Here is a 26,985-nt window from a genome sequence, read left to right as displayed (position 1 = left end):
CATGCCTGCTATCCCTCTCGAGCATGGTCTGGCGGTTGCCGGCATCCTGTTCTGCCTCGGTCTGGTTGGCCTGATGGTCCGCCGCAACATTCTGTTCGTGCTGATGAGCCTGGAGGTCATGATGAATGCCTCCGCCCTGGCCTTCATCGTCGCGGGCGCTCGCTGGGCGCAGCCGGATGGACAGATCATGTTCATCCTGGTGATCAGCCTGGCAGCCGCCGAGGCCAGTATCGGCCTGGCGATCCTGTTGCAGCTGTACCGCCGCTTCCACACTCTCGATATCGACGCTGCCAGCGAGATGCGCGGATGAACCTAATCTTTCTGACTTTCGTATTCCCCCTCATTGGTTTCCTGCTGCTGTCGTTCTCTCGTGGACGCTGGTCGGAAAACCTGTCGGCGCTGGTTGGCGTGGGTTCCATCGGCCTGTCTGCCATCGTCACGGCCTACGTGATCTGGCAGTTCAACGTCGCCCCGCCCGAAGGCGGTGTGTATGTGCAGGTGCTGTGGCGCTGGATGGCGGTGGAAGGCTTCACGCCGAACTTCGCCCTCTACCTGGACGGCCTGTCCATCACCATGCTTGGCGTGGTGGTCGGCGTGGGCTTCCTGATCCACCTGTTCGCCTCCTGGTACATGCGCGGTGAAGCCGGTTACTCGCGCTTCTTCGCCTACACCAACCTGTTCATCGCCAGCATGCTGTTCCTGGTGCTCGGCGATAACCTGTTGTTCCTGTACTTCGGCTGGGAAGGCGTGGGCCTGTGCTCGTACCTGTTGATCGGTTTCTACTACAGCAACCGCAACAACGGTAACGCGGCGCTCAAGGCGTTCATCGTCACCCGGATCGGCGACGTGTTCATGGCCATCGGCCTGTTCATCCTGTTCCAGCAACTGGGCACGCTGAACATCCAGGAACTGCTGGTCAAGGCGCCGGAGCACTTCAAGGTCGGTGACTTCTGGATCGTCCTGGCGACCCTGATGCTGCTCGGTGGCGCCGTCGGTAAATCCGCGCAACTGCCGCTGCAAACCTGGTTGGCGGACGCGATGGCGGGCCCTACCCCGGTCTCGGCACTGATCCACGCCGCGACCATGGTGACCGCTGGCGTCTACCTGATCGCCCGTACCCACGGCCTGTTCGCCCTGGCGCCGGACATCCTGCACCTGGTGGGCATCGTCGGTGGCGTGACCCTGGTACTGGCCGGTTTTGCCGCCCTGGTACAGACCGACATCAAGCGCATCCTCGCCTACTCGACCATGAGCCAGATCGGCTACATGTTCCTGGCCCTGGGCGTGGGTGCCTGGGAAGGCGCGATTTTCCACCTGATGACCCACGCGTTCTTCAAGGCCCTGCTGTTCCTGGCCTCCGGTGCGGTGATCGTTGCCTGCCACCACGAGCAGAACATCTTCAAGATGGGCGGCCTGTGGAAAAAACTGCCACTGGCCTATACCAGCTTCATCGTCGGCGGCGCGGCCCTGGCGGCCCTGCCACTGGTCACCGCCGGTTTCTACTCCAAGGACGAGATCCTCTGGGAAGCGTTCGCCAGCGGTAACCAGGCGCTGCTCTATGCCGGCCTGGTGGGTGCGTTCATGACCTCGCTGTACACCTTCCGCCTGATCTTCATCGCGTTCCATGGTGAAGCCAAGACCGAAGCCCATGCCGGCCATGGCATTGCTCACTGGTTGCCACTGTCGGTGCTGATCGTGCTGTCGACCTTCGTCGGCGCCATGATCACCCCACCGCTGGCCGATGTGCTGCCGCAAAGCGTCGGCCATGCCGGCGGCGAAGCCAAGCACAGCCTGGAAATCGCCTCGGGCGCCATTGCCCTGGCGGGTATCCTGCTGGCCGCCCTGCTGTTCCTGGGCAAGCGTCGTTTCGTCACGGCGATCGCCAACAGCGGCATCGGGCGATTCCTTTCGGCCTGGTGGTTCGCCGCCTGGGGCTTCGACTGGATCTACGACAAACTGTTCGTCAAGCCATACCTTGCGATCAGCCACATTCTGCGCAAAGACCCGCTCGACCAGACCATTGGCCTGATCCCGCGCATGGCCAAGGGCGGCCACACCGCCCTGAGCCGTACCGAGACCGGTCAACTGCGTTGGTATGCGGCTTCCATGGCGGCTGGCGCCGTGCTGGTTATCGGCGCCATCGTGCTGGTAGCGGTCTGATATGAACCTTGCGAACTTGCGAAAGGAAACGAGCCCGTCATGATTCTGCCCTGGCTAATCCTGATCCCCTTCATCGGCGGCCTGCTGTGCTGGATCGCGGAGCGCTCCAGCTCCACGCTCCCGCGCTGGATTGCGCTGCTGACCATGTCCCTGGAACTCGCGCTCGGCCTCTGGCTGTGGGCGACCGGCGACTATTCATTCGCTCCGGCTCCTGGCGCCGATCCAACCTGGGCGCTTGAATTCAAGCATGCCTGGATCGCGCGCTTCGGCATCAGCGTGCACCTGGCCCTCGACGGCCTGTCGCTGCTGATGATCCTGCTGACCGGCCTGCTGGGTATCCTCTCGGTACTCTGCTCCTGGAAAGAGATCCAGCGTCACGTGGGTTTCTTCCACCTGAACCTGATGTGGATCCTGGGCGGCGTCATCGGCGTGTTCCTGGCGCTGGACCTGTTCATGTTCTTCTTCTTCTGGGAAATGATGCTGGTGCCGATGTACTTCCTCATCGCGCTCTGGGGTCACAGTTCTTCGGACGGCAAGAAAACCCGGATCTACGCGGCGACCAAGTTCTTCATCTTCACCCAGGCTTCCGGCCTGATCATGTTGGTGGCGATCCTTGGCCTGGTACTGGTCAACTTCAACAACACCGGTGTGATTACCTTCAATTACGCCGACCTGTTGAAAGTGCAGATGTCCAAGACCACCGAGTACGTGCTGATGCTCGGCTTCTTCATCGCCTTCGCGGTGAAGCTGCCGGTGGTGCCGTTCCACTCCTGGCTACCGGACGCCCACGCCCAGGCGCCGACCGCCGGTTCCGTGGACCTGGCCGGTATCTTGCTCAAGACCGCGGCCTACGGCCTGCTGCGCTTTGCCCTGCCGCTGTTCCCCAATGCCTCGGCGGAGTTCGCGCCGATCGCCATGACCCTGGGCCTGATCGGGATTTTCTACGGTGCGTTCCTGGCGTTCGCCCAGACCGACATCAAGCGCCTGATCGCGTTCTCCAGCGTTTCGCACATGGGCTTCGTGCTGATCGGGATCTACTCCGGCAGCCAGCTCGCCCTGCAAGGCGCGGTGATCCAGATGCTGGCTCACGGCCTGTCGGCGGCGGCGCTGTTTATCCTCAGCGGCCAGTTGTACGAACGCCTGCACACCCGGGACATGCGTGAGATGGGCGGCATCTGGTCGCGCATCGCCTACCTGCCGGCCATCAGCCTGTTCTTCGCAGCCGCGTCCCTGGGCTTGCCGGGCACGGGTAACTTCGTTGGCGAGTTCCTGATCCTGATCGGCACATTTGCCAGTGCGCCGTGGATCACCGCCATCGCCACCTCCGGCCTGGTGTTCGGTTCGGTCTACTCGCTAATCATGATCCACCGCGCCTACTTCGGCCCGTCCAAGTCGGACGAAGTGCTGCGCGGCATGGACGGTCGCGAACTGATCATGGTGCTCGGCCTTGCGGTGCTGCTGGTTTACCTCGGCGTTTCCCCGCAACCGTTCCTCGACACCTCTGCCGCCACGATGCATGGCGTGCAGCAGTGGCTCGGCACCGCCTTCTCTCAACTCGCTTCGGCCCGGTAAGAGCGCTATGGAATTCACGATTCAACACTTTATCGCGCTTGCGCCGCTGTTGATCACCAGCGCCACGATCATCGTGGTGATGCTGGCGATCGCCTGGCGGCGCAATCACTCACAGACCTTCCTGCTGTCGGTGGCGGGGCTGAACCTGGCCTTGCTGTCGATCTTGCCGGCCCTGAAAGTCGCGCCCCTGGCGGTCACCCCGCTGATGCAGATCGACAGCTTCGCCTGCCTGTACATGGCGCTGATCCTGGTCGCCACCCTGGCCTGCGTTACCCTCGCCCACGCCTACCTCGGCGATGGCGGTTCGGGTTACCCGGGCAACCGCGAAGAACTGTACCTGCTGATCCTGATGGCCGCCGCCGGTGGCCTGGTCCTGGTCAGCGCGCAGCACCTGGCCAGCCTGTTCATCGGCCTGGAACTGCTGTCGGTACCGGTCTACGGCCTGGTGGCCTACGCCTTCTTCAACAAACGTTCCCTGGAAGCCGGCATCAAGTACATGGTGCTGTCGGCGGCAGGCTCCGCGTTCCTGTTGTTCGGCATGGCCCTGCTCTATGCCGAAGCCGGCACCCTGAGCTTCGTCGGCATCGGCCAGGCCCTAGCGGCCACCGGCCTGCCTAGCCCGATTGCGCAACTGGGCCTGGGCATGATGCTGATCGGCCTGGCGTTCAAGCTGTCGCTGGTACCGTTCCATCTCTGGACCCCGGACGTCTACGAAGGCGCCCCGGCGCCAGTGGCGGCGTTCCTGGCCACCGCGTCGAAAGTCGCGGTGTTCGCGGTCATGGTGCGGCTGTTCCAGATCTCGCCCGTGGCCAGCAGCGGTGTACTGAGCAACGTGCTGACCATCATCGCCATCGCGTCGATCCTGTTCGGTAACCTGCTGGCACTGACCCAGAGCAACCTCAAGCGTCTGCTGGGTTATTCGTCCATCGCCCACTTCGGCTACCTGCTGATCGCCCTGATCGCCAGCAAAGGCCTGGCCGTGGAAGCCATCGGCGTGTACCTGGTCACCTACGTGATCACCAGCCTCGGCGCCTTCGGCGTGATCACCCTGATGTCCTCGCCGTACAACGGCCGCGACGCCGACGCCCTGTACGAATACCGCGGCCTGTTCTGGCGCCGTCCGTACCTGACCGCCGTGCTGACCGTGATGATGCTGTCCCTGGCCGGCATCCCGCTGACCGCCGGCTTCATCGGCAAGTTCTACATCATCGCCACCGGCGTCGAGGCTCACCAATGGTGGCTGGTCGGCTCCCTGGTGCTGGGCAGTGCCATCGGCGTGTTCTACTACCTGCGCGTCATGGTCACCCTGTACCTGATGGAACCGAACCTGCGTCGCCACGACGCCGAGTTGCACTGGGAACAGAAGGCAGGCGGCGTGATGCTGCTGGCCATCGCCGTATTGGCGTTCTTCCTCGGCGTGTACCCGCAGCCGTTGTTGACCCTGGTTCAGCAGGCTGGCTTGATGGGCTGATCGCGTAGCGGTAGCTCGTAGAAAACAGAAACGGCACCTTTGGGGTGCCGTTTTTTTTGCGCAAGGGAAACACCCTTTAGTGCCGCAGGCCAGTGGCATGGGCGCTAGCACTGGAATGCTATTTATTCAGTTGCCCGATTTAGCTCATGACCCAGCCCGCCACGGTGGAAGCGCCCTTTCGAAAAGTGAAAAGGCGCCATGCAGGAAACGGTTGAAGCGAGCGGCATCACGCCGCAGTCCTGCCTGTTGACCACCAATCAGGCACAGATGGGCCATCTGACCTATCACTTCTGCTTCGCCTGGCATATGGACCAAGCGGCGGCACGTCCGTATCGCGAAGTCCAGTCTTCTTGTGTCAACACGCTGCTGAAACTCGCCTACCAACGGATCGTGCAGCGACCAGGCGCGGATGGAAACTTCCCGCCCCGGTTGTTTCTCAGCGGCAATACTCAAATAGCGTTTCAGGATTTCACCCGCGCTACTGCCCTGCCCCGCATAAGCGAGCATGCGCTCTGTGTAGTCTTCTTCCCAAGCGGCCAGCAAGGTGCGGACAAAATCTTCGCGATTGCGGAAATGGTGATAGAACGATCCGCGGGTCACATTCAATCGGCGCGATAGACTCTCGGCCGAAACGCCGGTATGCCCTATTTGGTCGAGGGCCTCAAAACCAGCCGCGATCCAATGGTTACGCGTTAGCTTTCCCACCGATCTCGCTCCCTATTGAGCACCATACAGACTGTGTAGGGTGCGTAACCGATCAGTACGCTGCGAACACCCGCAAAGATGGCCGTTGCGTTTTGCACGCCAGCACTTTTCATGGAGCTCGCCTTGAAGAAAATCGTTCTGGTCGCTTTCGACCAATTCACTGATATCGACCTATTCCTGATGTGGGACATCTTAGGCCGCAACACTGAGGATTGGCACGTCCGAATATTGGGTTCCAGCGCTATCGTGCGATCGGCGCACGGCCTGCCTGTCCCGGTACACGGTCCACTTTCCGAGGCCAACAGTGCTGACGCGGTATTGTTCGTCAGCGGCAAGGAAGGGATACCCGCTGCACTTGCCGCCCCGGATTTCCTGCCGTCGTTTGAACTTGACGCCAGACGCCAGCGAATTGGCTCCATATGCGCCGGAGCGTTCATTCTCGAACGGCTTGGGCTACTCAGCGGCCCAGCCACTACACACCCGGATGCACGAGCGAGCCTGCAAGCGCTGGGACTTGAGTCCATGGATCAACCGCTTGTATGCCAGGGAAACGTTGCAACCGCTGGCGGATGCCTTTCGGCGCTCTATCTGGTGGGATGGTTGGTTGAATCCTGGTTCGATGCCGACAAACGCCGTGCGACGTTGCTCCCTGTTCTGCCCGCTGGGCAGCAAGCGCTCTATGATGTCTTGATCGGGCTCAGTATCCGACAAGGAGAAGTGGGCGCCGCCCAACAAGAACCGCGACATGGCCTGTCGCCGAATTGGTAGTTAGAACTCAGGAGAGATCCCCGATGCCCCGAGAATTTGAGCTCATCACGGCCGTGCCAGTCCCCTCGAGGTCCGGCATCACCCACCTTTACACGTCGATGAACCTGGCGGACGCTTTTGCGATTCGGCTCCCTGCGGGCACATCCAGCAATCCAGATTTGCTGGCTCGATTCATCTTTTCCCACCAGCCATCCTGGATCGGATGGCTCCTGAAAGTCCGAGACGCTGTCGTTGCCGGTTTTGGTCTCAAGACAGCCAGACACTTGGCAACCCTTGCTAATCGGGTTGGCATCTTCAAGGTCTACAGCACGAACCAGACTGAAATCGTATTGGGCGAGGACGACAAGCACCTCGACTTCCGGATATCGATCCTGTGTTCTGCAGAGGCAGAGCCAGAAGGCCGTCGCCAACTGGTTCTTTCAACCGTGGTCCAGTGCCACAACCGTCTGGGCCGGGCCTACATCTTCGTTATTGCCCCCTTTCACCGCATGGTCGTTAAAGCCAGCCTCCTGCGTGCAGCGCGTGTCGGTTGGCCTCAGGCGACCTGCCCCTAAGGTTGAGAGCGTGAGCGATCAAATCAAACCTGCGCTATGAAAGGCTAACTTGCAGGCCCGGAAGGAGAGACAAGGTTGAACGTCGATTTTGAATGCGTCGTCGTGGGCGCTGGCGTCGTTGGGCTCGCCGTGGCGCGAGAGATGGCGCGTGCCGGGCATGAAGTGCTGCTGATCGAAGCCACCGAAGCCATCGGCATGGGCATCAGCTCGCGCAACTCCGAAGTCATCCATGCGGGCATCTATTATCCGCCGGGCAGTCTCAAGGCGCAGCTATGCGTCGAAGGCCGGCACCGGTTGTACACCTATTGTGAAAGCCATGGCGTCGCCACCCGCCGGCTCGGCAAGCTGATCGTTGCCACGGATCAGGCACAGGTGGGCGGACTCGAAACATTGCTTGAGCGGGGCTTGAAGAACGGCGTGGACGACCTGCGCCTGCTCGACCAAGAACAGGCGCAGGCACTGGAACCGGCCCTGGCCTGTGTCGCCGCGCTGTATTCGCCTTCCACCGGTATCGTCGATTCCCACGCTCTGATGCTCGCCTTGCAGGGTGACGCCGAAGCGGCTGGGGCGAACATTGCTTTCCATACGCCTTTACTGGGCGCTCGCATCATCACTGGGGGCTTCATCCTGGAATTGGGCGGCACGGCGCAGATGACCTTGTCCTGTCACCTGCTGATCAACGCCGCGGGCCTCCAGGCACCTGCTCTCGCCCGCCGCATCGAAGGCCTGGAGATGCAATCGGTGCCCGAAGACTTTTTGTGCAAGGGCAACTACTTCAGCCTCGCCGGGCGAGTACCGTTCCGGCACTTGGTCTATCCCGCCCCGGAAGCCGCCGGCCTGGGCATCCACATGACGTTGGACCTGGCCGGCCAGGCGCGTTTCGGCCCGGACACCGAATGGGTCGACTGCGAGGACTACCGAGTGGATCCGGCCCGGGCCGAAGCGTTTTACCCGGCGATCCGCAATTATTGGCCGGGCCTGCCGGACCAGAGCCTGCAACCGGCGTACAGCGGCATCCGCCCGAAGATTTCCGCCCCCGGCGAGCCGGCCCACGACTTTGTCATCAGCAGCGAGGCCGAACACCGGGTGCCTGGGTTGATCAACCTGCTCGGCATCGAGTCGCCTGGGCTGACGTCCTGCCTGGCAATCGCCAGTCGGGTCCGACAGCGGATCGAAAATGTCTAGCCACCCGCGCAAAGTGCAACGCATTTTGCAGCCCGCTCATGCAGCTTGCACGACGCCGGAAATTATTTTCGTTTCAACTTATTGTTTTTAAAGAGTTTTTAAATCGATCTTCGGCTGGCACAGCTGATGCAATTCAGCTCTTACGCGGCGTAGGCGCTCGAAGCCTGCCCGCTTCCGTGTATTGCCGAGGAGCTACCTATGAATGCCATCGATCTGTTGAAAGCCGACCACGAACGCGTCAAAGCCATCCTGACTCAACTGAGCGAGTCGACTGAACGCGCCGTGAAAAAACGCACCGACCTGTTGGCGAAACTGGAAATGGAAATTTCCATCCACACCCGTCTGGAAGAAGAAATTCTTTATCCGGCTTTCAAGCAGGCCGGTGGCAAGGACGAGGCTGAAATGTATTACGAGGCCAAGGAAGAACACCGTACCGTCGACTCGCTGGTGCTGCCGGACCTCAAAGCCACCGATCCAACCCAGCCGGAATTCGCCGGTCGGGTGAAAGTGGTCAAGGAACTGCTCGAGCATCACATCGAGGAAGAAGAAAAGGAGATGTTCCCCCACGCGAAAAAATTGTTGGGCAAGGCAAAACTCGATGCCTTGGGTGCAGACATGGAAGCCATGAAAGCGCAGTACAAAAAAGAACTGAGCAGCGCCAACCTCGCCGCCTGATCAGAGCGCGGTAGATGCTTCAGCCGTCATGTGACGGCTGAATGCATTGCGGCGCTTTATTGCATTTGTTCACGCAAGAATTCCACCAACGCCTGCACCGGACGTGCACTTTGCCGATGCTGGGGATACACCGCCGACAGCGCCAACGGTTCGGTCTCGAAGCCTTCCAGGACCTTGATCAGCCGCCCATCCTTCAAGGCATCGCCGAGGATGAAAGCGGGCAGATAGGTGATGCCCATGCCGGCGATGGCCGCGTCCCTGAGCAAGTCCCCGTTATTGGCGCGCATGCGTCCCGTGACCTCCAGGGTCAGCGGTTTGCCGGCCCCCACGAAACGCCACTGCACCTGACGGCTGTGACCATAGGGCAAGCAGTCGTGATTGCGCAGGTCTTCAGGCCGCGCGGGTGTGCCTTTTTGCGCCAGGTAGGCGGGGCTGGCGCAGTACACCCGCTCGATAGTCGCGATGCGCCGGGCAATCAGCGTCGAATCCTCCAGCACGCCGATGCGCAGCGCCAGGTCATAACCCTCCCCCAGCAGATCCACCGAGCGGTCGCTCAGGTCCACTTCGACGCTGACGCCCGGATAGCGCTGCAGAAACAGCGGCAGCAGGCTGCCCAGGTGCGCCATGGCGAAGGACAGCGGTGCGCTGAGCCGAATGGTGCCGCGGGGCTCGCGGGTCTGGCCGCTGATGCCCTGCTCCACCTGTTCGAGCTCATTGAGCAGACGCAGCGCCGCTTCGTGATAGCGCTGGCCCAGGGGCGTGACATCCAGCCGCCGGGTCGAGCGATTGAGCAGGCGCACGCCCAGGCGCTGTTCCAGTTCCATCAGCTTGCGGCTGACGAACTGCTTGGACAGCCCCAGTTTTTCCGCCGCGGCGGTGAAACTGCCTGACTCCATGACCTGGGCAAAGATGCGCATTTCTTCGAAGGGGTTCATTTCTTTCCAAGTAGACGGAAGGTGTCAGCCGAACACAGAACTGTGGCGAGGGGATTTATCCCCGCTGGGCTGCGCAGCAGACCCGCTCATGAATCATGGGCACATTCTGCCACAACTGGTTGGCTGACTTTGGGGCCGCTGTGCAGCCCAGCGGGGATAAATCCCCTCGCCACAAGGTTAATGGCCAGACAAAAAGATGCCCGCACATTGGCGGGCATCCGTTCAGCAAGAAAGCAGCTTACTTGGCCGTCAGCGCCGAGTAGCTGTTCATCAGGTTGCGGTAGTTCGGAATGCGCTGGGACAGCAGGTTGCCCAGGCCTTCGATGTCGTTGCGCCAGTCGCGGTGCAGCTCACAGGCCACCGAGAACCAGTTCATCATCTGCGCGCCGGCAGCGGTCATGCGTACCCAGGCGGCCTGTTGCACGGTTTCGTTGAACGTACCCGAAGCGTCGGTGACGACGAACACGTCGAAACCTTCAGCCAGCGCCGACAGGGTCGGGAACGCCACGCAGACATCGGTGACCACGCCAGCGATGATCAGTTGCTTGCGGCCGGTGGCCTTGATCGCCTTGACGAAGTCTTCGTTGTCCCAGGCATTGATCTGGCCTGGACGGGGGATGTACGGCGCATCCGGGAACATCTCCTTGAGTTCCGGCACGATCGGGCCGTTAGGGCCTTTTTCAAAGCTGGTGGTGAGGATGGTGGGCAGTTCGAAGAACTTCGCCAGGTCGGCCAAGGCCAGCACGTTGTTCTTGAACTCGTTGGGCGAGAAGTCCTGGACCAGGGAAATCAGGCCGGTCTGGTGATCGACCAGCAGGACGACCGCGTCGTCTTTGTTCAGACGGTTGTAGGCGGGAACGTTGCTCATGGGATGACTCCTTTGGGATGGATGTTACAAAACCTTGTGGGAGTGAGCTTGCTCGCGATAGCGGAGTGTCAGGCGGCGGCGACGTTGAATGTTCCGCCGCCCTCGCGAGCAAGCTCGCTCCCACAGGGGAGAATCGGTGCGTTAGTCAAAAGGCAAAGCAGGAACAGCCAAACGCGCCCCAGAAGCCTTGGAAATCGCTGACCGGGACGTTCGACAACCGCGCCCGTTCATGGCTATGGGAATGCACTGTGCAAGGACCGCTGCACTGGTGGACCTGCGCCTGCAACGGTGAGGTCGGGCGCCAGTGGCCCGGAACCTTGACCACCGGCGACCAGTCCGGCAGCACCGGGACGCTGGCCGGGCCGAGTTTTTCGAAATCACCAGCGGCGTACACCACCTTGCCGTCGACCACCGTCAGCACGGACTCGATCCACTTGATGGCTTCTTCCTCGACGCTGAAGAAGTCCGCGCTCAGGGCCGCCAGGTCCGCCAGTTGGCCGACCTTGATCTGGCCTTTCTTGCCCTGCTCCGAAGAGAACCAGGCGCTGCCATGGGTGAACAATTCCAGCGCAGTCAGGCGCGGCAGGCCTTCTTCGTGCAATGAGAGGCCGCCGACCGTGCGCCCGCTGACCATCCAGTACAGCGAGGTCCAGGGGTTGTAACTGGAAACGCGAGTGGCGTCGGTGCCGGCGCCCACCGGCACGCCTTCGGCGAGCATGCGCTTGATCGGCGGCGTGGCTTCGGCGGCCTTGGCGCCGTAGCGGTCGACGAAGTACTCACCCTGGAAAGCCATGCGGTCCTGGATCGCAATGCCGCCGCCCAACGCCCGTACGCGCTCGATGTTCTTCGGCGTGATGGTTTCGGCGTGGTCGAAGAACCACGGCAAGCCATTGAACGGGATGTCACGGTTGACCTTCTCGAACACGTCGAGCATGCGGCTGATGGATTCGTCATAGGTGGCGTGCAGGCGGAACGGCCAACGCTGTTCCACCAGGTGGCGGACCACCGGTTCCAGGTCCTGCTCCATGCCGGGCGGCAGGTCCGGACGCGGTTCGAGGAAATCCTCGAAATCCGCCGCCGAGAACACCAGCATTTCACCGGCGCCGTTGTGCCGCAGGAAATCATCGCCCTGGTGCAACTTGACGCTGCCGGTCCAGTTCTTGAAATCGCTGAGTTCTTCCTTGGGCTTCTGGGTGAACAGGTTGTAGGCGATGCGCACCGTCAACTGCTGCTCGCGGGCCAACTGCTCGATCACCGCATAGTCGTCCGGGTAGTTCTGGAAGCCGCCGCCAGCATCGATGGCACTGGTCAGGCCCAGGCGATTGAGTTCACGCATGAATTGGCGCGTGGAGTTGACCTGGTACTCCAGCGGCAGCTTCGGCCCTTTCGCCAGCGTCGAATAAAGGATCATCGCGTTGGGCCGCGCCACCAGCATGCCGGTGGGTTCGCCCTTGCTGTCACGCACGATCTCGCCACCCGGCGGGTTCGGCGTGTCACGGGTGTAGCCGGCCACCCGCAACGCGGCGCGGTTGAGCAAGGCACGGTCATACAGGTGCAGCACGAACACCGGCGTGTCGGGAGCGGCCTGGTTCAGTTCCTCCAGGGTCGGCATGCGTTTTTCGGCGAACTGGAATTCGTTCCAGCCGCCGACCACGCGCACCCACTGTGGCGTTGGCGTGCGGTCGGCCTGGTCCTTGAGCATGCGCAAGGCATCGGCCAGGGATGGCACGCCCTCCCAGCGCAGCTCCAGGTTGTAGTTCAGGCCGCCACGGATCAAGTGCAGGTGCGAGTCGTTGAGCCCGGGGATGACGGTACGGCCCTTGAGGTCGATGACCTGGGTGCCGCTGCCTCGCAAGGCCATGGCCTCGGCATCGGTGCCCACCGCGACGAAGCGGCCCTGGCTGATGGCGACTGCGCTGGCGCGGGGCTTCTCGCGGTCGACGGTATGGAATTGACCGTTGAATAGAATGAGATCGGCGTTCATCGGATTTCCTTTGACGATGGATGTGCGGACACATCAAGAGTGAATACGGTCCGTGTGTGGCGAGGGAGCTTGCTCCCGCTCGGGCGCGTAGCGGCCGCTCTTTTTGGGCCGCTTCGCAGCCCAGCGGGAGCAAGCTCCCTCGCCACAACGGTGCTTGTCATAACCGCTCAGCGCTGCTCGGGCTCCAGGTGCTCATGGGTCTGCGGTTCCAGCCAAGGGGCGAACAAACGGGTCGCCAGCGGCATGCACACGTAGCAGACCGAGAGCACGATGGTCAGGGTGATCAAAAACGTGGCAACCACGTAGTTCGACAGAAAGGCGTTGAGTTGCAGCACCGGGCCCCAGAGCAAAGGCACCAGCAGCGTGTGGGGCAGGATCACCAGCAGCGTCACCACGGCCTGCTTCCAGCGCGGCGGTGGCGTGGCGGCATCGGCCAGCGGAGCGAACCAGAATTCCTTGTGCGAGGCGACTTCAGTCTGGTCGCCATCGGCCAACAGCGGCGCGGCCTCTTCCACCAGCTCGCGGCGCTCGGGTGAGTCCAGCCAGCGTTGCATGGCCTCGGTGGAGCAGAAACGCAGCACGCAGGTGAACAGCGACAACCCACCCAGTTTGCCGCGCACCACGTCCACGCCCAGGTGGCCCGGCCATTGGCCGGCCACGCGCACGATGCGGCGTAACCAGGCCTCGTACGCCACGTCCTGGCCGGCCTTGATCCGGTGCTTGACCACCAGGGTCACGATTTCATCGAAGCCGGGTTTGGCCGGGCTCACGGGGGATTCAATGGCTTGAGATTCAGACATGGCGAAGCACTCCAACAAAACGCGTGTTCATCGCCAGGCGCCCGGGCCCGGCAATGAATACGCTGGTAAATATGATCAGCAGCAACCAACCGAACTGCCCTTCTTCCAGGCTCCACTGCGGGTGCACCACCAGCAGCGCCACCGCCAGCAAAAACAGGATGGGCAGACACGCCAGGCGCACCAGCACACCGGCCATGATCAGCAGCGGACACAGCACCTCGGCGAAAATCGCCAGGATCAGGGTCGGTGCTGCGCCCAAGTGAAACGGGTCTTCGATGCGGGTCAGTTCGACGCTGTAGTGCAACAGCTTCGGCAACCCATGGACCCACAGCAAAAACAACGCGCCACTCAGGCGCAGGAACAACAAGCCCAGATCCTGCAGCGGGCGCTCATCGGTCATGTTCATCGGTGGGCTCCATCCGCGGCGATCGAGGCCGCCGCTGGCAGCGGTTGGGACATGTGGCTGGCAATGCGCGAACGCAGCCAGCGCTCGGCCGGGTCGTTGTCATGCACCCCGCTCCAGACCATCGACAGCTCGGCGGCATTGATCTCGAACGGAGGGTCCTCGGCGCGCAGCGCACAGCCTTCCACCAGCGCGCAGGCGGCGTAGTCGGGCACGGTGGCGATCAGCTCGGTGCCGGCCAGCAAGGCCCGTAGCCCGCTGAATTGCGGCACCGCCAGCACCACTTTGCGGGTCCGGCCGATGCGGGCCAGGTCCAGGTCGATGTTGCCGCTCAGGTCGCCCGAGAACGAGACCATGGCGTGGGGACGCGAGCAGTACTCGTCCAGGGTCAAGGGGCCCGGGCGCTTGTCGCCACGCAAGACCTTGCAAGGGATGTCCCGCAGTTTCTTGCGTTTGGCATTGGCCGGCAGATCGGTGGTGTAGCTGACACCGACGCTGATTTCACCGCTGGCCAGCAGCGACGACATCAGCAGGAAATTGGCCCGGCGCACCACCACGATGATCCCCGGCGCTTCTTCGCGCAGTTGGCTCAGCAACGGTGGAAACAGGCCGAATTCGGCATCGTCGGACAGACCGATACGAAACACGTCGCAACTGGTGGACGGATCGAACGCCTTGGCCCGGCTGACCGCGCCAGAGATGGTGTCCATGGCCGGTTGCAGCTCTTGCAGGATCGCCAGGGCTCGCGGGGTCGGTTCCATGCCGCGACCGTGGCGGATCAGCAACGGGTCATCGAACAGATCCCGCAGCCGCCCCAGCGCCGCGCTCACCGCCGGCTGGCCCATGAACAGCTTTTCGGCGACGCGGGTCAGGTTTTTCTCGAACATCAGCGCCTCGAAGATCACCAGCAGGTTCATGTCGAGGCGGCGTAAATCGTTGCGGTTCATGGGTGTTGGTCCTGTCGAATACCGATCCTGTGGGAGCGAGCTTGCTCGCGATAGCCGGGTGTCAGTCGGCGGCGATGTTGACTGTTGCGCCGCCATCGTCGGAACGCCGCCCGGAGCAAGCTCGTTCCCACAGGTGTGTGGCTTGATCAGCCCTGGATGAACGCCAGCAGGTCGGCGTTCAACCGGTCCTTGTGGGTATCGGTCAGGCCGTGGGGCGCGCCCGGGTACACCAGCAACTGTGAGTTCTTCAGCATTTTGGCGGCGGCGATGCCAGCCGTTTCGATGGGGACCACCTGATCGTCATCGCCGTGGACTACCAGGGTCGGCACGTCGATGTTGCGCAGGTCTTCGGAAAGATCGGTCTCCGAGAACGCCTTGATGCAGTCATAGGTGTTCTTGTGGCCGGCGAGCATGCCCTGCATCCAGAACCAGTCGATCATGCCTTGGGAGACTTTGGCGCCCGGACGGTTGGCACCGAAAAACGCGCTGGCCACATCTTTGTATAGCTGAGAACGGTCAGCCAGGGAGGCCTGGCGGAAACCGTCGAACACCTCCACAGGCAGACCGCCGGGGTTGGCCGGGGTCTTGAGCATCAGCGGCGTCACCGCCGAAATCAGGCCGAGCTTGGCGACACGGGCAGCCCCATGGCGACCGATGTAGCGCGCCACTTCGCCACCGCCGGTGGAGAAGCCGAGCAACACCGCGTCCTTCAAGTCCAGCCGCTCGATCAGCTCGGCGAGGTCATCGGCGTAGGTGTCCATGTCGTTGCCGTCCCAGGGCTGGCTGGAACGCCCGTGCCCACGGCGGTCATGGGCGATCACCCGATAGCCATTGGACGCCAGGAACATCATCTGCGCTTCCCAACTGTCCGAGTTCAACGGCCAGCCGTGGCTGAAGACCACCGGTTGACCACTGCCCCAGTCCTTGTAGTAAATCTCGGTGCCGTCGCGGGTAATGAAGGTGCTCATGACGTGACTCCTTGAGGTGGGTGGATCGCTTTATGGTCCGGCCATGGGAGGCACCTGCGTGAGTTAAACGTTGTTAATTTTTTCGGAACTGAAGTGTTAAAAACCCTCGCTGTTGTGGCGAGGGAGCTTGCTCCCGCTGGACTGCGCAGCAGTCCTAGAACTGTCACCTCGGCGTGTCAGATTGATTGGGGGTGAGGCCTTTGGGGCCGCTTCGCGGCCCAGCGGGAGCAAGCTCCCTCGCCACGGGGTTCTGTGTCTGGCAGACAGGCTGTGGGAAGCCCGCGCCGTTGCGCTTGACACAAAACCTGAGGAATATGCTCAGGTAAAGCCCAGGCACCGGACCAGAACATTGAGAGCAACATGAGCCAATACCTCAGCCTGCCCGTCGAACAGACGGTGCACTTCGGCCCTTACCGGGTCCATCCTCGCCAGCGCCTGGTGCTCGAGGGTGGGCAACCGTTGCGCCTGGGCAGGCGGGCCGTGGAGATTCTGCTGGTGCTGCTCGAGCACGCTGGCGAGGTGGTGAGCAAGCAGCAACTGATCGCCCGGGTCTGGCCCAGGAGCGTGGTGGAAGATACCAACCTGCGCGTGCACGTCGCGGCACTGCGCAAGGCCCTCGGGGATGGCCAGGCCGGGCAGCGCTACATCGTCACCGTGGCGCAGCGCGGCTACAGTTTTGTCGCGCCGCTGTCATTCGAACCGCTCGACCAATGGGCGCACATCCCTCATCCGTCGTTGACGCGCAACCTGCCGCTGCAGCGCACCCGCATGATCGGGCGCCAGGCCCTGGTGGAAAACCTGGTAGCCCAGCTACCGCGAAAACGCTTCATTACCTTGGTCGGTACCGGCGGCATCGGCAAGACCACCGTTGCCCTGCGGGTCGCTGAACGGCTGATCGGCCAGTACCGTGACGGCACTCATCTGCTGGACCTGGCATCGCTCAACGAAGCGGCCATGATCGCCCCCAACCTGTGCGCATTGCTCGACCTGCCACTGCAGAACGGTGATCCGCTGGACGCCATCGCCCGGCAGCTCAAGGAGCGGCATCTGCTGCTGGTCATCGACAACTGCGAGCACCTGATCGACGCCGTCGCCCTGCTCGCCGAAACCCTGCTGCGCGGCGCTCCTCACCTGCACATCCTGGCCACCAGCCGCGAAGACCTGCGCGCCGAAGGCGAACACGTGCAGCGCCTGGACGCCCTGGCGTTCCCGCCCCGGGAAATGCCCATCGAGGGCTATCCCGCCCTGGAATACCCGGCGCTGCAACTGTTTGCCGAGCGCGCGCTGGCCAGCCGTGACGACTTCGAACTGAGCGACCGCGAGGTGCCGTGGGTGATCGACATCTGCCGACGGCTGGATGGCATTCCCTTGGCCATCGAGCTGGCTGCCGCGCAAATCGGTCGTTTCACCCTGGAGGAGCTTCACCAGCAACTGCAAGACAGCGTCGCCCTGCTTCACAACGACGCCGACGCCGCCCCGCGCCAGCAAACCCTGCGCGCCACGCTGGACTGGAGCTTCGCGTTGCTCACGGCCTGCGAGCAGACCTGCCTGCGGCGGCTGGCGGTGTTCATGGGCAGTTTCAGCCTGGCCTCGGCCGCCGCAGTGATCGTCGGCCAGCATGTCGCGCCCGACCAAGTGCTGGTGTCGGTCAGCCAGTTGGTCGCCAAGTCGTTGCTCAATGTAGAGGTCGGCGATGAAGAGGTGCGCTATCGCCTGCTGGACACCACCCGCCGCTATGCCTTGGAGCAACTGGCCGAAGCCGGGGAGCTGGCAGCCAGCCAGGAACGCCATGCCGAGCGCTGCCTGGCGCTCATGGGACAAGCGGAAAGCGATTGGGAAAACACCCCCACCCGACTGTGGATCACCCGCTACGCCGACTATCGCGACGACATCCGCGCGGCGCTCGACCGAGGCTTGGGCCCGCAAGGTTCACACGCCGTCGCGATCCGCCTGACTGCCCGTACCCTGCCCCTCTGGCAGGAGCTGTCGCTGCTCAAGGAACACGGCCTCTACGTCAACAAAGCGCTGCAATTGTTGCGGGCCAGCCCCGCGCCGTGCCCGCGCTTGACCCTGGCCCTGGAACTGGCCCACGCCAGTTTCAACTACCACACCGAGGGTGGTACGCCGGCCACTGTCCGCGCCTTCGCCACGGCCCGGCAACTGGCCCGGCAATGCCAGGAACTGGCCGGCGAACTGCGGGCCGTGTCCGGGCAAATGACCGTCGACCTCAGTTGCGGCGACTACCAACAGGCCCTGGCACACAGCCGGGATTTCGACCGGTTGGGCTTGCAGGGCGACCCGACCCTGTCCTTGAGCACTCAACGCCTGCGGGTGCTGGCGCTGCATTTCACCGGCGACCAGGGCGCGGCGCGGCGCGAAGCCGAACAGGTGATCCAGCGCCTGGCCCAAAGCGGTCACCTCAGCCGCTTCAGCCACGGCTTCGGCGTGCAATACGATCAGAGCGTGGCCGCGCTGACGGTTCTGGCGCGCATCCTCTGGCTGCAAGGTTTTGCTGAAAAAGCCCGGCGCACAGCCAACCTGGCACTGCAAATCGCCTTGCAGATCAACCACGGCATTTCGATCTGCTACACCTTGGCGCTGACCGGTTGCGTGATCGCCCACTACACCGGCGATCATTCGATTGCCCGGGAAAGGCTCGACCTGTTGAAGCAACAGGCCGAGAAACATTCGGTGATGCTGTTCCACGACTGGGCTTGCCATTACGACCGCGCATTCGATAGCCAGCCCCTGGCCACACGCCCGACAAACGGCTTGATCCAGGACATCGCCGTCACCCTGCGTAGCGACTTCGTCAGCCCGGCGCAAATCGAACGGGCGCGCAGTGGCGCCGCGGGTTGGTGTTCGGCGGAGATCCTGCGGGCCGACGCCGAGAGCTTGCTGGCCCGGAACGAACCGTCTCTTGAAGAAGCAGCCGAAGCGCAACTGCTGGCCGCCCTGGGCATCGCCCGTCGTCACCAGGCCCTGGCCTGGGAACTGCGCAGCGCCACGTCCCTGGCCCGTTTGTGGCAGCGCCAAGGGCAGGCGCATGCTGCGCAGGCGCTGCTCGACCCCGTCTATCGCCGCTTCACCGAAGGTTTCGAGACCCCCGACCTATTGGAAGCCGGCGCGCTGCTCCAGGCGCTGACTTGACGGTTGGGGTCTTGAATGCCGGACTCCCCAAGCGCCTTGCAACACGTAACGCCGATGAAACACAGGCCACTGGCCACTGCGTCGCAATTTGTCCATGGCATAGGCGCGAGTGGTGTGGAGCAGATGGAAGCGCCCCCCTTCGGCAAGCGGCTCGACCATCAGGAGTGACGCGCCCACCAGCCGCGACAGCAGCGAGGGTAATTGCCCGACACTCAGCTCAGCGCAACTGATCACGGCCAGCGCCGCCTTGAGCGTAAACGGCCCCTCGAACACCGCCAGACGCTGGAATGCGGTTTTTTCGTCAGTGCTCAAACGCTCGAAACTCGAGTCCAACACCGCCTCCAGGCTGCGGTGCCGGGCCACCGCCGTACGCCGCCCGACGCTCAAGAGGGATAAACCGTGATCCAGTTGTTCCAGGACCCCTGCCACTCCCAAGGCATCGACCTGGGCCGCCGCCAATTCCAACGCCAGCGGCAATCCGTCCAGGCGCTGGCAGATCTGCGCAAGCGTCCGCCAGTCGCGACCACCCGGCCTGAAGCCCTGCTGCCGGGCGCCGACCCGCTCGATCAGCAACTGCACCGCCGGGCATGCCTCGATCTGGTGCTCCGGTTCCAGGGGCGACGCCACGGCCAGGCCCGGCAGTGACACAATTCTTTCGTCGGGCAAGTCCAAGGGTTCGCGACTGCTGACCAGCAACGACACCCCGGGCGCCGCAGCCACTGCCTGGACCAGCTCCCGACAAGCATCGAGCAGGTGCTCGCAACCGTCGAGCACCAGCAACATCCGATAGGGTTCGAGAGAGCGGGCCAACGCCCCCTGCTCCACGCCCAGCACACCGGCCACTTGCGCCACCACTTGCGAGGGGTCGCTGACGGCCGCCAGGTCAACGAACCAGGCACCGTCCTTAAAGTGTTCGAGCAGCAGTTCCGCCACCCGCACCACCACGGTGGTCTTGCCGACCCCGCCGGGGCCGGTCACGGTGGTCACGGCTTGACGGGGCACTTGCGCCAGTAACCGCCCCAGGACTTTGTCGCGACCCACCACCGGGTTCAAGCGCCTGGGCAGGTTGTGTCGCTCGGTTTGTGGACTGAAAGGCGACTCAACGCGCGCTTGCGCTACCAGGGGCAACGCAAGGCAATAGCCTTGTCGAGGATGATTGAGGATATAGCGAGCACCACCGCGCCCATCACCGAAGGCCCGCCGCAGCGCCGCAATGTGCACCCGCAGGTTGATGGCCTCCACGACGCTGTCCGGCCAGACGTGGGCGATGAGTGTTTGCTTGCTGACGTACTGGCCGGCGTGCTCCACCAGCACCTGCAAGACATCCAGGGCACGGCCACCCAGTGCGAGGGGCTGGCCGTCACGGGTGACCAGCCGCTGCTGCCGGTAGAAGACAAACGGACCGAAGCCCACCGACGGCTCGCTATCGGGTTTGACGAAACTGTTCATGGGCGATCCAGCGCCGGATAACTGGTACGAGCGTCCGTGTGCGGATTCACCGGACACGTCTACCCAGGCTCCTGCGCATCCTTTCCAAAGGGTTCGCCGCTATCTTGGCAGGCGCAGGCCTCAGGACAATGCTGGCACAGGGAGCGCCACGGACATCACAGTGCCCTGGACGGACACCGATGGCTCAACTGAACTGCTGGCGATACTGCACCGGGGTCAGGCCGAGCTTTTCACCGAACAAAAAGCGCATGTGCCGCACGCTGCCGAAGCCACTGCGAAACGCCACGGTCTTGAGTGGCAGGTCGGTGGTTTCCAGCAACTGACGCGCCCGGTCAATGCGCGCGCCTTGCAGGAACTCCATGGGTGTCATCTTCACCTCACGGGCGAAGACCCGGGCGAAATGCCGCGCACTCATGGCAGCCAACGCGGCCATGCGCTCGATGGTGAAGGGTTCTTCCAGATGTTCCATCACATGATTCTGCACGCGGGTAATGGCCGATTCCTGCGTCGACACCGCCGCCACCGAGGGGCTGAACTGCGCCTGTCCGCCCTGGCGTTTCATCACCACCAGCAGCACCTTGGCCACGTCCAACGCGACTTTGCGACCGTGATCCTGAGCGACGATGGACAAGGCCAGGTCGATTCCGGCGGTGACACCGCCGGAGGTGATCAGGCGGCGGTCCTGCAGGAAGATCTTGTCGGTTTCCACCAGGGCCTTGGGGAAACGTTGGATCAGGCGTTCGGTGTAATGCCAGTGGGTGGTGACGCGATAACCGTCGAGCAAGCCCGCCTCACCGAGCACAAAGGCGCCGGTGCAGATGGAGCCGTAGCGCGTGGCCCGTTGCGCCGCGGCCCGCAACCAGGTGTGCAGCCCCGGATGCTGGTCGTTATAGGCCCCCGGCCCGCCCGGTACCAGCAACACGTGATAGGCCGCCCATGCCTGGTCGATATGGATATCGGCCTGCACCGACACGCCGTTGGACGCCCGCAACGGCCCGCGCTCGGTTCCCAGGGTCAGCAATTGATAACGCTGATCCGCTGCGAGGTAACGATTGGCGATGGAAAACACCTCCAGAGGCCCGGCCATGTCGAGCAGCAAAAAATCCGGGAACAGCACCATTGCAACGGTTCTCATTTAAAAAGACGCCAAAAAAATCCAGAAACTATAAATGCCCCCTGCGGGAGCAAGCTCGCTCCCACAGGGTTCTCGTCAGCATTATGTCGAAGCGAAGCACCCGCCGGTAGGCATTCTCGATTGTCTACCATTAACGGACAGTCTTTCGTTTTCAACCCGCTTATTGAGCATCTGGATAACCATTAACCTTCTTCTGAACCCGGCGAACGGCCCAGTCGTCGCCCACAGACATCAGGAGAATTGACCATGCTGACCCTTCGCAAAGCTTCGGACCGCGGCATTGCCCGCCACGGCTGGCTGACCTCGTTCCACACCTTCTCGTTCGCCAGCTACCGCGACCTCAACGAACAAGGCTTCTCCGACCTGCTGGTCATCAACGATGACCGGGTCGCCGCCGCCAAGGGTTTCGGCCAGCATCCCCACCGGGACATGGAGATCTTTTCCTACGTGCTTGAAGGGGCCCTGGAACACAAGGACACCCTGGGCACGGGCTCGGTCATCCGCCCCGGTGACGTGCAGTTGATGAGCGCCGGCAGCGGCGTGGCCCACAGCGAGTTCAACCACAGTGCGGACGAGCCGGTGCACTTCCTGCAGATCTGGATCGTGCCCAACGTCAGTGGCGCCACGCCACGCTATCAACAGGAGCATTTCAGCAGCGAGCAGAAACGCGGTCGCCTGCAATTGATCATCTCCCCGGACGGCACCGACGGCTCGCTCCAGGTGCGCCAGGATGCACGGGTCTACGCCGGGCTGTTCGATGGTGAGCAAAGCGCCACCCTGACCTTGGCGCCGGAACGCTATGCCTACGTGCACGTGGCACGAGGCGCTGTCGAGCTCAATGGCCTACCACTGCAGGAAGGTGATGGCGTGCGGGTGCGCGAGGAGCAAATCCTGACCTTGAGCAACGGCAAGGATGCCGAAGTGCTGGTGTTCGATCTGCGGCCTCAGGAACTGCCACAGATGCCCTGAAGCAACCCCATGAACCCTTGTGGGAGCGAGCCAGCTCCCACAAGGGTTATCTTGCGCATAACGCTAAGAAAGATTCGAAAGTCCTGAATCCATGATCAATGACGTATTTCAGGCGAAAAACATCTAAAAAAAGTCAGGCGACCTGAATAATCCAGGCTTTGATAATGGAGGGGTCGCGCATTAGGAAAGATGCACCGGGCCGGAATGCGTTCCGTCTGTTGCCACGAGCCAGGCCGATCTATAAAGTTCCCGAAATAGTTTTGTTTCTGACCAATGGTCACTGCATACTTCCAACACAAATTGACCCCATGCGCGCACCAAGGCAAAATAATTTCACTTTGCCATCAATTCTCCTGACTTGCTTATTCACGGAAGAAAGCATGAAAACCGTTATATCCCTCGCGTTACTCTCTATTGCGTGCAGTGCGGCTGCGGACGTCCAGAACATCAAGTACCTCTACGATGATTCGGATGCCGTGTACTCCATCGTTTCGTTTGTCGACAGCGGTTCAGCCATCCAGGCCACCGTACAAAGATCGGGCACTTACTTCACCAACTACACGAAGCTTGAACTCGACTGCGCCAACCGCAATGTTCGACACATGGGGATGTACAACAGTCTTTCAGGGGTGGAAAAAGCTCAGTTCGACCAGATGGAAGGGCGAATCATCGATGGATCGATAGCCGACGAAGTCGGAAAAGTGCTGTGCAACGACACCTCCTTGACCGCTTCGAAAGCCGCGCCACAAACTGAAGACCTGCCCACCGAAACACAAACAGACGATAACACCTGACTTGCGTTCGTCGCGCAGGAACTGTGTGGGAGTAAAGCTTGCCCCCACATAGCTCCCGCGCTACGGCGCGGCAACGCCCTCGCCCCCTGAAAATTCCTCTCTGATCAGCCTGCGTCTTCATCGCACGGTTTGTTTGCGCTCCGATTTCGAGCGATAGCTACCAGGCGGCACACCAAAAAAATCCCGGAAACGACGCTGGAAGTGCGGGGAGCTGACGAAGCCCGTCGCCACGGCGATTTCGGTCACGGATCGATTGGTTTGCTGGATGAGCTGGCGGGCACGCGTCAAGCGCAGTTCCAGGTAATAGCGTGTGGGCGTCGCACCGAGAAAACTGCAGAACCGCCGCTCCAACTGCCGCTTGGAAATCTTGACGCATGCCGCCAGCTCATCGATGGTCAACGGCTCTTCTACGTTTTGCCACATCAGTTCCAGAGCCAGCTTGAGGCTTTCCGGCAACGTCGGGTCGGTTTCGACGAAGACTGGAGGCAAGTCCGTCGCATCATCGCCAGACTCGTCACAACGAAGAATTTCCTCGATGGCGCCCACGAGCGCCGCCCCGCCCGTCTGGCGAATCAATTGGAGCATCATGCGCAGCGAACTGTTGGCCCCCGCGCAACTGACCCGCTCCCGATCAACGACATAGGCCCGGCTGGACACCTTCACATGGGGAAACACCTCCGCCATCATGGCGCGGCTTTCCGGGTGGACAGCGCATTCGAAACCGTCCAGCAGATTGGCATCGGCCACAAAGAAGACGCCGTTCCACAGTCCTCCCAGTATCGTCCCAGACGCCGCGTTGGCACGCAGCTTGCGCCGCAGCAAGGGATGGCCTTGCAACTTCACGCGAAAGCCCCCGGCGACAATCAGCACATCCTGGTTTTCCGGCATCTGCGCCAGTTCGATGTCGGTCGAGATGACAATGCCCAGGTCGCTTGTGACTTGCCCACCTGAAACCCCCACCGTCAGCACTTCATAGAGGGGCATGTCGCTCATCAGATTGGCGGTCACCAACGCGTCCACCGCACCGGTGAAGGACATCATCGAGAAATTATCCATCAATACAAACGCGACGCGGATCGGCACCTGGCTGGCGGGCGCTGATCCGAGCGGTCGATAAGCCATGTTCTTGTTTTTGAGTACGCTCTCGAATGCGCTTGGCATAGGGCCTCGTTAATACATCAAAGACGATGATGATTGGCTGCACGTGGGGGCCTTGAGCCGCAGGGCGAAGGCGCAGAGCAAACCACGCTATCTTCCAGGCTAGTCAAGCCGGCTGCAATCGCGCCTGCGCCGTCCACCGGTCGGTCCGCGCCATAATGGAAAGCCTCAAGTGCCTACGACTTTGGTCGATACACTGTCAGTAGGCATGGGCGCTTTTCCCTTCCAGAGACTCGCAACGCCAACCACTGCTGTTTCCGCCGTTCCAACACTTAAAATATTCCGCGGGAGAAGTCATGAATATCAAACAGAAGCTGACATGGGCGTTCGCGACCATCGCCTGCCTCCCGGTTATCCTGGTGGCGGTGCTTGTCGTGCTGAACCTGCGCGACGCCGCAAAAGCCAACTTCCTGGACAGCAGTGGTCGTGAGATTCGCCAGATCGACAACGGCATGAAGCAGTTTTTCGATGGCATCAGCCAGAACGTCGAGTTCTTTGCCAAGGATCCCCGGGTCATCGCGGCCAAAGGGCTGAAAAACTACGCCGGTGCCGACGCCGCACAACAGCCATTCCCCGAGATCAACCAGCAGCTTCTGGATATCTTCGAGAGATTCGCCAAGAGCCACCCCACCACCGCCTACCTTTCCGTGGGCATGGAGGACGGCGGCTATGCCAGTTGGCCGGACGATCCCAAAATGGCCAACTACGACCCGCGCGTACGTCCATGGTACAAGGCCGCGATGGCCGCACCGGGCACCAACGTACGCACGGACGCCTATTATTGGGCGCCGGACGACGTATCGCTGATTGGCACCGTACACACCGTCGCCGACGCCAGTGGCAAACCCATCGGCGTGGTCGGCCTGGACGTGTCGCTCAAGCAGCTCACCGAACTGGTCAAGAACATCAAGCTGGGTGAAAGCGGCTACCTGATGCTGGTCGAAGCCAACGGCAACGTCCTGGTGGACGCTGCCGATGCCAAGCACAACTTCAAGCCGCTGGCCGACCTTGGGCCCAACTATGCCGAGCTGGCCAAAAGCAGCGATGGCGTGACCCAGATCGAGATCGACGGCGTGCCCTACATGGCCAACGTGGTCAGCTCCAAAGGGTTGGGCTGGCGCTTCATCGGCCTGATCAAACGCGATGAAGTGATGGCCGAGGCTTCGAGCCTGACTTGGCTGATCGCCGCCATTGCCGCCGTACTGGCCGTGGTGTTCGCTTTGGTGGGCGCCAGTTTCGCCAGCGTCATCGTGCGGCCGATTCGCGGCGTAGCCAATGGCCTGCAGGAAATCGCCGAAGGTGAAGGCGACCTCACCCGCAAGCTCACCGTACAAGGCAAGGACGAAACGGCCACCCTGGCGGGCTGGTTCAACCAGTTCCTGGGCATGATCGCGCAACTGATGCAGCGCATCGGCAGCGCCTCTTCCGACCTGCAAACCGCCGCAGCCGATACCAGCCACGTGGCCCAGAACATGAACGACGCTGCCGGGCGCCAGCGCCAGGCCGTGGAACTGGTGAGCACCGCGTTCAACGAAATGGTCGCCACCGCCAACGAAGTGGCCCGCTCTTGCAGCCAGGCCGCCTCCAGTGCGGACGAAGGCTATCGTGACGTGCACGACGGCCAGCATCACATCGGCGAAGCCACCGGCAGCGTGATGAAACTGAGCGATGACCTGCAAAAGTCGACCCAGACCATGCAGGCGCTGGAACAAGACAGCAAGAACATCAACACCATCCTCGACACCATTCGCTCGATCGCCGAGCAGACCAACCTGTTGGCCCTCAACGCCGCCATCGAAGCCGCGCGGGCCGGCGATCAAGGTCGCGGGTTCGCCGTAGTGGCTGACGAAGTCCGGGCGCTGGCACGGCGTACCGCCGATTCCACCGGCGAGATCGACAGCCTGCTGGGTAACCTTGCTCGTCGCACCCAGGAAGTCACCCAGCAGATGCAAAGCAGCCTGCAGGTGTCGCAAACCAGCGTGGAACGCATCCAACAGGCCCGCGACAGTTTCGACAAGATCCGCAACTCGGTGGACTCGATTCGCGACCAGAATACGCAGATCGCCACGGCGGCAGAGGAGCAGCACCAGGTGGCCGAAGACATCAACCGGCACATCGCGCAGATCCATGCTGATGCCCAGTTGGTCGAGGAATTCGCTCACTCGGCACAGACCGGCTCGGGGCGTTTGACGGATATTTCCGGGCAGCTCAAGGGCTTGGTGGGGCGCTTCAAGTTCTAAACCGGGCTTACGTCCACTGAAGATCAAATGTGGGAGCGAGCTTGCTCGCGAATGCGTTGTCACAGCCAATGAATATGCTGGATGTGCCGGCCTCT

Annotated in this window: 23 protein-coding genes and 1 pseudogene; 13 read left to right on the top strand and 11 right to left on the bottom strand. The window is 62.1% G+C overall.

What is annotated here, in order from left to right; genetic code table 11:
- Window position 1 precedes the first annotated feature (1 nt).
- From nuoK to nuoN, 4 genes are read left to right on the top strand one after another with little or no spacing between them, the layout of a single operon-like run.
- Window positions 2-310 (top strand): NADH-quinone oxidoreductase subunit NuoK, encoded by a 309-nt coding sequence (gene nuoK, locus V7773_RS05500; RefSeq protein WP_003180046.1) that lies wholly within the window; start codon window positions 2-4, stop codon window positions 308-310.
- Window positions 307-2,160, top strand: a complete 1,854-nt coding sequence (nuoL, locus tag V7773_RS05495; RefSeq protein ID WP_063320470.1) for an NADH-quinone oxidoreductase subunit L — start codon at window positions 307-309, stop codon at window positions 2,158-2,160. Before nuoK ends, nuoL begins: the two co-directional genes overlap by 4 nt.
- Window positions 2,161-2,199: 39 nt before the next feature.
- Window positions 2,200-3,732, top strand: a complete 1,533-nt coding sequence (gene nuoM, locus V7773_RS05490) for an NADH-quinone oxidoreductase subunit M (protein WP_336072601.1) — start codon at window positions 2,200-2,202, stop codon at window positions 3,730-3,732.
- Window positions 3,733-3,739: 7 nt separating this feature from the next.
- On the top strand, window positions 3,740-5,203 hold the full coding sequence (gene nuoN, locus V7773_RS05485; protein WP_336072600.1) for an NADH-quinone oxidoreductase subunit NuoN: 1,464 nt from the start codon (window positions 3,740-3,742) through the stop codon (window positions 5,201-5,203).
- 144 nt (window positions 5,204-5,347) lie between these two features.
- Here nuoN and V7773_RS05480 read toward each other — a convergent pair whose 3' ends face one another.
- Window positions 5,348-5,908 (bottom strand): TetR/AcrR family transcriptional regulator, encoded by a 561-nt coding sequence (locus V7773_RS05480; protein ID WP_092144462.1) that lies wholly within the window; start codon window positions 5,906-5,908, stop codon window positions 5,348-5,350.
- A gap of 78 nt (window positions 5,909-5,986) precedes the next feature.
- Between V7773_RS05480 and V7773_RS05475 the strand changes: the two genes are divergently transcribed.
- The 4 genes from V7773_RS05475 (at window position 5,987) to V7773_RS05460 (ending at window position 9,090) form a co-directional block, all read left to right on the top strand.
- On the top strand, window positions 5,987-6,676 hold the full coding sequence (locus tag V7773_RS05475; protein WP_371856942.1) for a DJ-1/PfpI family protein: 690 nt from the start codon (window positions 5,987-5,989) through the stop codon (window positions 6,674-6,676).
- A 23-nt stretch (window positions 6,677-6,699) separates the two neighbouring features.
- Window positions 6,700-7,230 carry a DUF2867 domain-containing protein gene (locus tag V7773_RS05470; protein ID WP_336072599.1) on the top strand — a complete coding sequence of 177 codons (531 nt, stop codon included), beginning with the start codon at window positions 6,700-6,702 and terminating at the stop codon, window positions 7,228-7,230.
- 75 nt (window positions 7,231-7,305) lie between these two features.
- Window positions 7,306-8,415 (top strand): NAD(P)/FAD-dependent oxidoreductase, encoded by a 1,110-nt coding sequence (locus V7773_RS05465; RefSeq protein ID WP_336072598.1) that lies wholly within the window; start codon window positions 7,306-7,308, stop codon window positions 8,413-8,415.
- Window positions 8,416-8,613: 198 nt separating this feature from the next.
- Entirely contained in the window at window positions 8,614-9,090 is a 477-nt protein-coding gene (locus V7773_RS05460; protein WP_063320464.1) for a hemerythrin domain-containing protein, read from the top strand.
- A gap of 56 nt (window positions 9,091-9,146) precedes the next feature.
- Here the strand turns inward: V7773_RS05460 and V7773_RS05455 are convergent, their stop codons facing one another.
- The 7 genes from V7773_RS05455 to V7773_RS05425 all read right to left on the bottom strand — a co-directional run bounded on the left by V7773_RS05455 (window position 9,147) and on the right by V7773_RS05425 (window position 15,995).
- A complete protein-coding gene (locus tag V7773_RS05455; RefSeq protein ID WP_336072596.1) occupies window positions 9,147-10,025 on the bottom strand; it encodes a LysR family transcriptional regulator in 879 nt (292 codons plus the stop codon).
- A 238-nt stretch (window positions 10,026-10,263) separates the two neighbouring features.
- The gene (gene ycaC, locus V7773_RS05450) at window positions 10,264-10,893 is read right to left on the bottom strand and encodes an isochorismate family cysteine hydrolase YcaC (RefSeq protein WP_003203400.1); all 630 of its coding nucleotides are present in this window, start codon (window positions 10,891-10,893) and stop codon (window positions 10,264-10,266) included.
- A gap of 145 nt (window positions 10,894-11,038) precedes the next feature.
- On the bottom strand, window positions 11,039-12,877 hold the full coding sequence (locus V7773_RS05445; RefSeq protein WP_003203401.1) for an amidohydrolase: 1,839 nt from the start codon (window positions 12,875-12,877) through the stop codon (window positions 11,039-11,041).
- Window positions 12,878-13,044: 167 nt separating this feature from the next.
- A complete protein-coding gene (locus V7773_RS05440) occupies window positions 13,045-13,677 on the bottom strand; it encodes an antibiotic biosynthesis monooxygenase (RefSeq protein ID WP_336072594.1) in 633 nt (210 codons plus the stop codon).
- Entirely contained in the window at window positions 13,670-14,083 is a 414-nt protein-coding gene (locus V7773_RS05435) for a DoxX family protein (protein ID WP_336072592.1), read from the bottom strand. Before V7773_RS05435 ends, V7773_RS05440 begins: the two co-directional genes overlap by 8 nt.
- Window positions 14,080-15,027, bottom strand: a complete 948-nt coding sequence (locus V7773_RS05430) for a LysR family transcriptional regulator (RefSeq protein WP_063320460.1) — start codon at window positions 15,025-15,027, stop codon at window positions 14,080-14,082. Before V7773_RS05430 ends, V7773_RS05435 begins: the two co-directional genes overlap by 4 nt.
- Before the next feature lie 146 nt (window positions 15,028-15,173).
- Window positions 15,174-15,995 carry an alpha/beta fold hydrolase gene (locus tag V7773_RS05425; RefSeq protein WP_336072591.1) on the bottom strand — a complete coding sequence of 274 codons (822 nt, stop codon included), beginning with the start codon at window positions 15,993-15,995 and terminating at the stop codon, window positions 15,174-15,176.
- A gap of 360 nt (window positions 15,996-16,355) precedes the next feature.
- Here V7773_RS05425 and V7773_RS05420 point away from each other — a divergent pair, with 360 nt between their 5' ends.
- A complete protein-coding gene (locus V7773_RS05420) occupies window positions 16,356-19,145 on the top strand; it encodes an ATP-binding protein (RefSeq protein ID WP_336072590.1) in 2,790 nt (929 codons plus the stop codon).
- Here the strand turns inward: V7773_RS05420 and V7773_RS05415 are convergent.
- Both V7773_RS05415 and V7773_RS05410 read right to left on the bottom strand, forming a co-directional pair.
- Window positions 19,107-20,594 carry an ATP-binding protein gene (locus V7773_RS05415; protein ID WP_336072589.1) on the bottom strand — a complete coding sequence of 496 codons (1,488 nt, stop codon included), beginning with the start codon at window positions 20,592-20,594 and terminating at the stop codon, window positions 19,107-19,109. The two genes, V7773_RS05420 and V7773_RS05415, sit on opposite strands and share 39 nt — an antisense overlap.
- A 184-nt stretch (window positions 20,595-20,778) precedes the next feature.
- The gene (locus V7773_RS05410; protein WP_336072588.1) at window positions 20,779-21,729 is read right to left on the bottom strand and encodes a GlxA family transcriptional regulator; all 951 of its coding nucleotides are present in this window, start codon (window positions 21,727-21,729) and stop codon (window positions 20,779-20,781) included.
- 246 nt (window positions 21,730-21,975) lie between these two features.
- On the opposite strand from V7773_RS05410, the gene V7773_RS05405 reads away from it, so the two are divergent.
- Both V7773_RS05405 and V7773_RS05400 read left to right on the top strand, forming a co-directional pair.
- Window positions 21,976-22,698: a pirin family protein gene (locus tag V7773_RS05405; protein ID WP_063320455.1), complete on the top strand. Its 723-nt coding sequence runs from the start codon at window positions 21,976-21,978 to the stop codon at window positions 22,696-22,698.
- Window positions 22,699-23,078: 380 nt separating this feature from the next.
- The gene (locus tag V7773_RS05400; protein ID WP_336072587.1) at window positions 23,079-23,492 is read left to right on the top strand and encodes a hypothetical protein; all 414 of its coding nucleotides are present in this window, start codon (window positions 23,079-23,081) and stop codon (window positions 23,490-23,492) included.
- Window positions 23,493-23,609: 117 nt separating this feature from the next.
- On the opposite strand, the gene V7773_RS05395 is transcribed toward V7773_RS05400, so the two are convergent.
- Entirely contained in the window at window positions 23,610-24,653 is a 1,044-nt protein-coding gene (locus tag V7773_RS05395) for a GlxA family transcriptional regulator (protein ID WP_063320453.1), read from the bottom strand.
- A gap of 293 nt (window positions 24,654-24,946) precedes the next feature.
- On the opposite strand from V7773_RS05395, the pseudogene V7773_RS30390 reads away from it, so the two are divergent.
- Both V7773_RS30390 and V7773_RS30385 read left to right on the top strand, forming a co-directional pair.
- A pseudogene (locus tag V7773_RS30390) lies at window positions 24,947-26,029 on the top strand (HAMP domain-containing protein); the annotation flags it as partial.
- Window positions 26,030-26,035: 6 nt separating this feature from the next.
- Window positions 26,036-26,890: a methyl-accepting chemotaxis protein gene (locus V7773_RS30385; RefSeq protein WP_371103548.1), complete on the top strand. Its 855-nt coding sequence runs from the start codon at window positions 26,036-26,038 to the stop codon at window positions 26,888-26,890.
- Window positions 26,891-26,985: the final 95 nt, after the last annotated feature.

Source organism: Pseudomonas sp. 3JA, from assembly GCF_036961705.1.
Lineage (GTDB): Bacteria > Pseudomonadota > Gammaproteobacteria > Pseudomonadales > Pseudomonadaceae > Aquipseudomonas > Aquipseudomonas fluorescens_Q.
Note: the sequence above shows the minus strand (reverse complement) of the source record. Positions and strands in the feature narration are given on the sequence as shown.

Excerpts from the sequence above, each read along its gene's own strand:
- nuoK (WP_003180046.1), top strand. The coding sequence starts at position 2 with ATGCCTGCTATCCCTCTCGAGCATGGTCTGGCGGTTGCCGGCATCCTG.
- nuoL (WP_063320470.1), top strand. The coding sequence starts at position 307 with ATGAACCTAATCTTTCTGACTTTCGTATTCCCCCTCATTGGTTTCCTG.
- nuoM (WP_336072601.1), top strand. The coding sequence starts at position 2,200 with ATGATTCTGCCCTGGCTAATCCTGATCCCCTTCATCGGCGGCCTGCTG.
- nuoN (WP_336072600.1), top strand. The coding sequence starts at position 3,740 with ATGGAATTCACGATTCAACACTTTATCGCGCTTGCGCCGCTGTTGATC.
- V7773_RS05475 (WP_371856942.1), top strand. The coding sequence starts at position 5,987 with ATGGCCGTTGCGTTTTGCACGCCAGCACTTTTCATGGAGCTCGCCTTG.
- V7773_RS05470 (WP_336072599.1), top strand. The coding sequence starts at position 6,700 with ATGCCCCGAGAATTTGAGCTCATCACGGCCGTGCCAGTCCCCTCGAGG.
- V7773_RS05460 (WP_063320464.1), top strand. The coding sequence starts at position 8,614 with ATGAATGCCATCGATCTGTTGAAAGCCGACCACGAACGCGTCAAAGCC.
- V7773_RS05455 (WP_336072596.1), bottom strand. The coding sequence starts at position 10,025 with ATGAACCCCTTCGAAGAAATGCGCATCTTTGCCCAGGTCATGGAGTCA.
- ycaC (WP_003203400.1), bottom strand. The coding sequence starts at position 10,893 with ATGAGCAACGTTCCCGCCTACAACCGTCTGAACAAAGACGACGCGGTC.
- V7773_RS05445 (WP_003203401.1), bottom strand. The coding sequence starts at position 12,877 with ATGAACGCCGATCTCATTCTATTCAACGGTCAATTCCATACCGTCGAC.
- V7773_RS05440 (WP_336072594.1), bottom strand. The coding sequence starts at position 13,677 with ATGTCTGAATCTCAAGCCATTGAATCCCCCGTGAGCCCGGCCAAACCC.
- V7773_RS05435 (WP_336072592.1), bottom strand. The coding sequence starts at position 14,083 with ATGAACATGACCGATGAGCGCCCGCTGCAGGATCTGGGCTTGTTGTTC.
- V7773_RS05430 (WP_063320460.1), bottom strand. The coding sequence starts at position 15,027 with ATGAACCGCAACGATTTACGCCGCCTCGACATGAACCTGCTGGTGATC.
- V7773_RS05425 (WP_336072591.1), bottom strand. The coding sequence starts at position 15,995 with ATGAGCACCTTCATTACCCGCGACGGCACCGAGATTTACTACAAGGAC.
- V7773_RS05420 (WP_336072590.1), top strand. The coding sequence starts at position 16,356 with ATGAGCCAATACCTCAGCCTGCCCGTCGAACAGACGGTGCACTTCGGC.
- V7773_RS05415 (WP_336072589.1), bottom strand. The coding sequence starts at position 20,594 with ATGAACAGTTTCGTCAAACCCGATAGCGAGCCGTCGGTGGGCTTCGGT.
- V7773_RS05410 (WP_336072588.1), bottom strand. The coding sequence starts at position 21,729 with ATGAGAACCGTTGCAATGGTGCTGTTCCCGGATTTTTTGCTGCTCGAC.
- V7773_RS05405 (WP_063320455.1), top strand. The coding sequence starts at position 21,976 with ATGCTGACCCTTCGCAAAGCTTCGGACCGCGGCATTGCCCGCCACGGC.
- V7773_RS05400 (WP_336072587.1), top strand. The coding sequence starts at position 23,079 with ATGAAAACCGTTATATCCCTCGCGTTACTCTCTATTGCGTGCAGTGCG.
- V7773_RS05395 (WP_063320453.1), bottom strand. The coding sequence starts at position 24,653 with ATGCCAAGCGCATTCGAGAGCGTACTCAAAAACAAGAACATGGCTTAT.
- V7773_RS30385 (WP_371103548.1), top strand. The coding sequence starts at position 26,036 with ATGATCGCGCAACTGATGCAGCGCATCGGCAGCGCCTCTTCCGACCTG.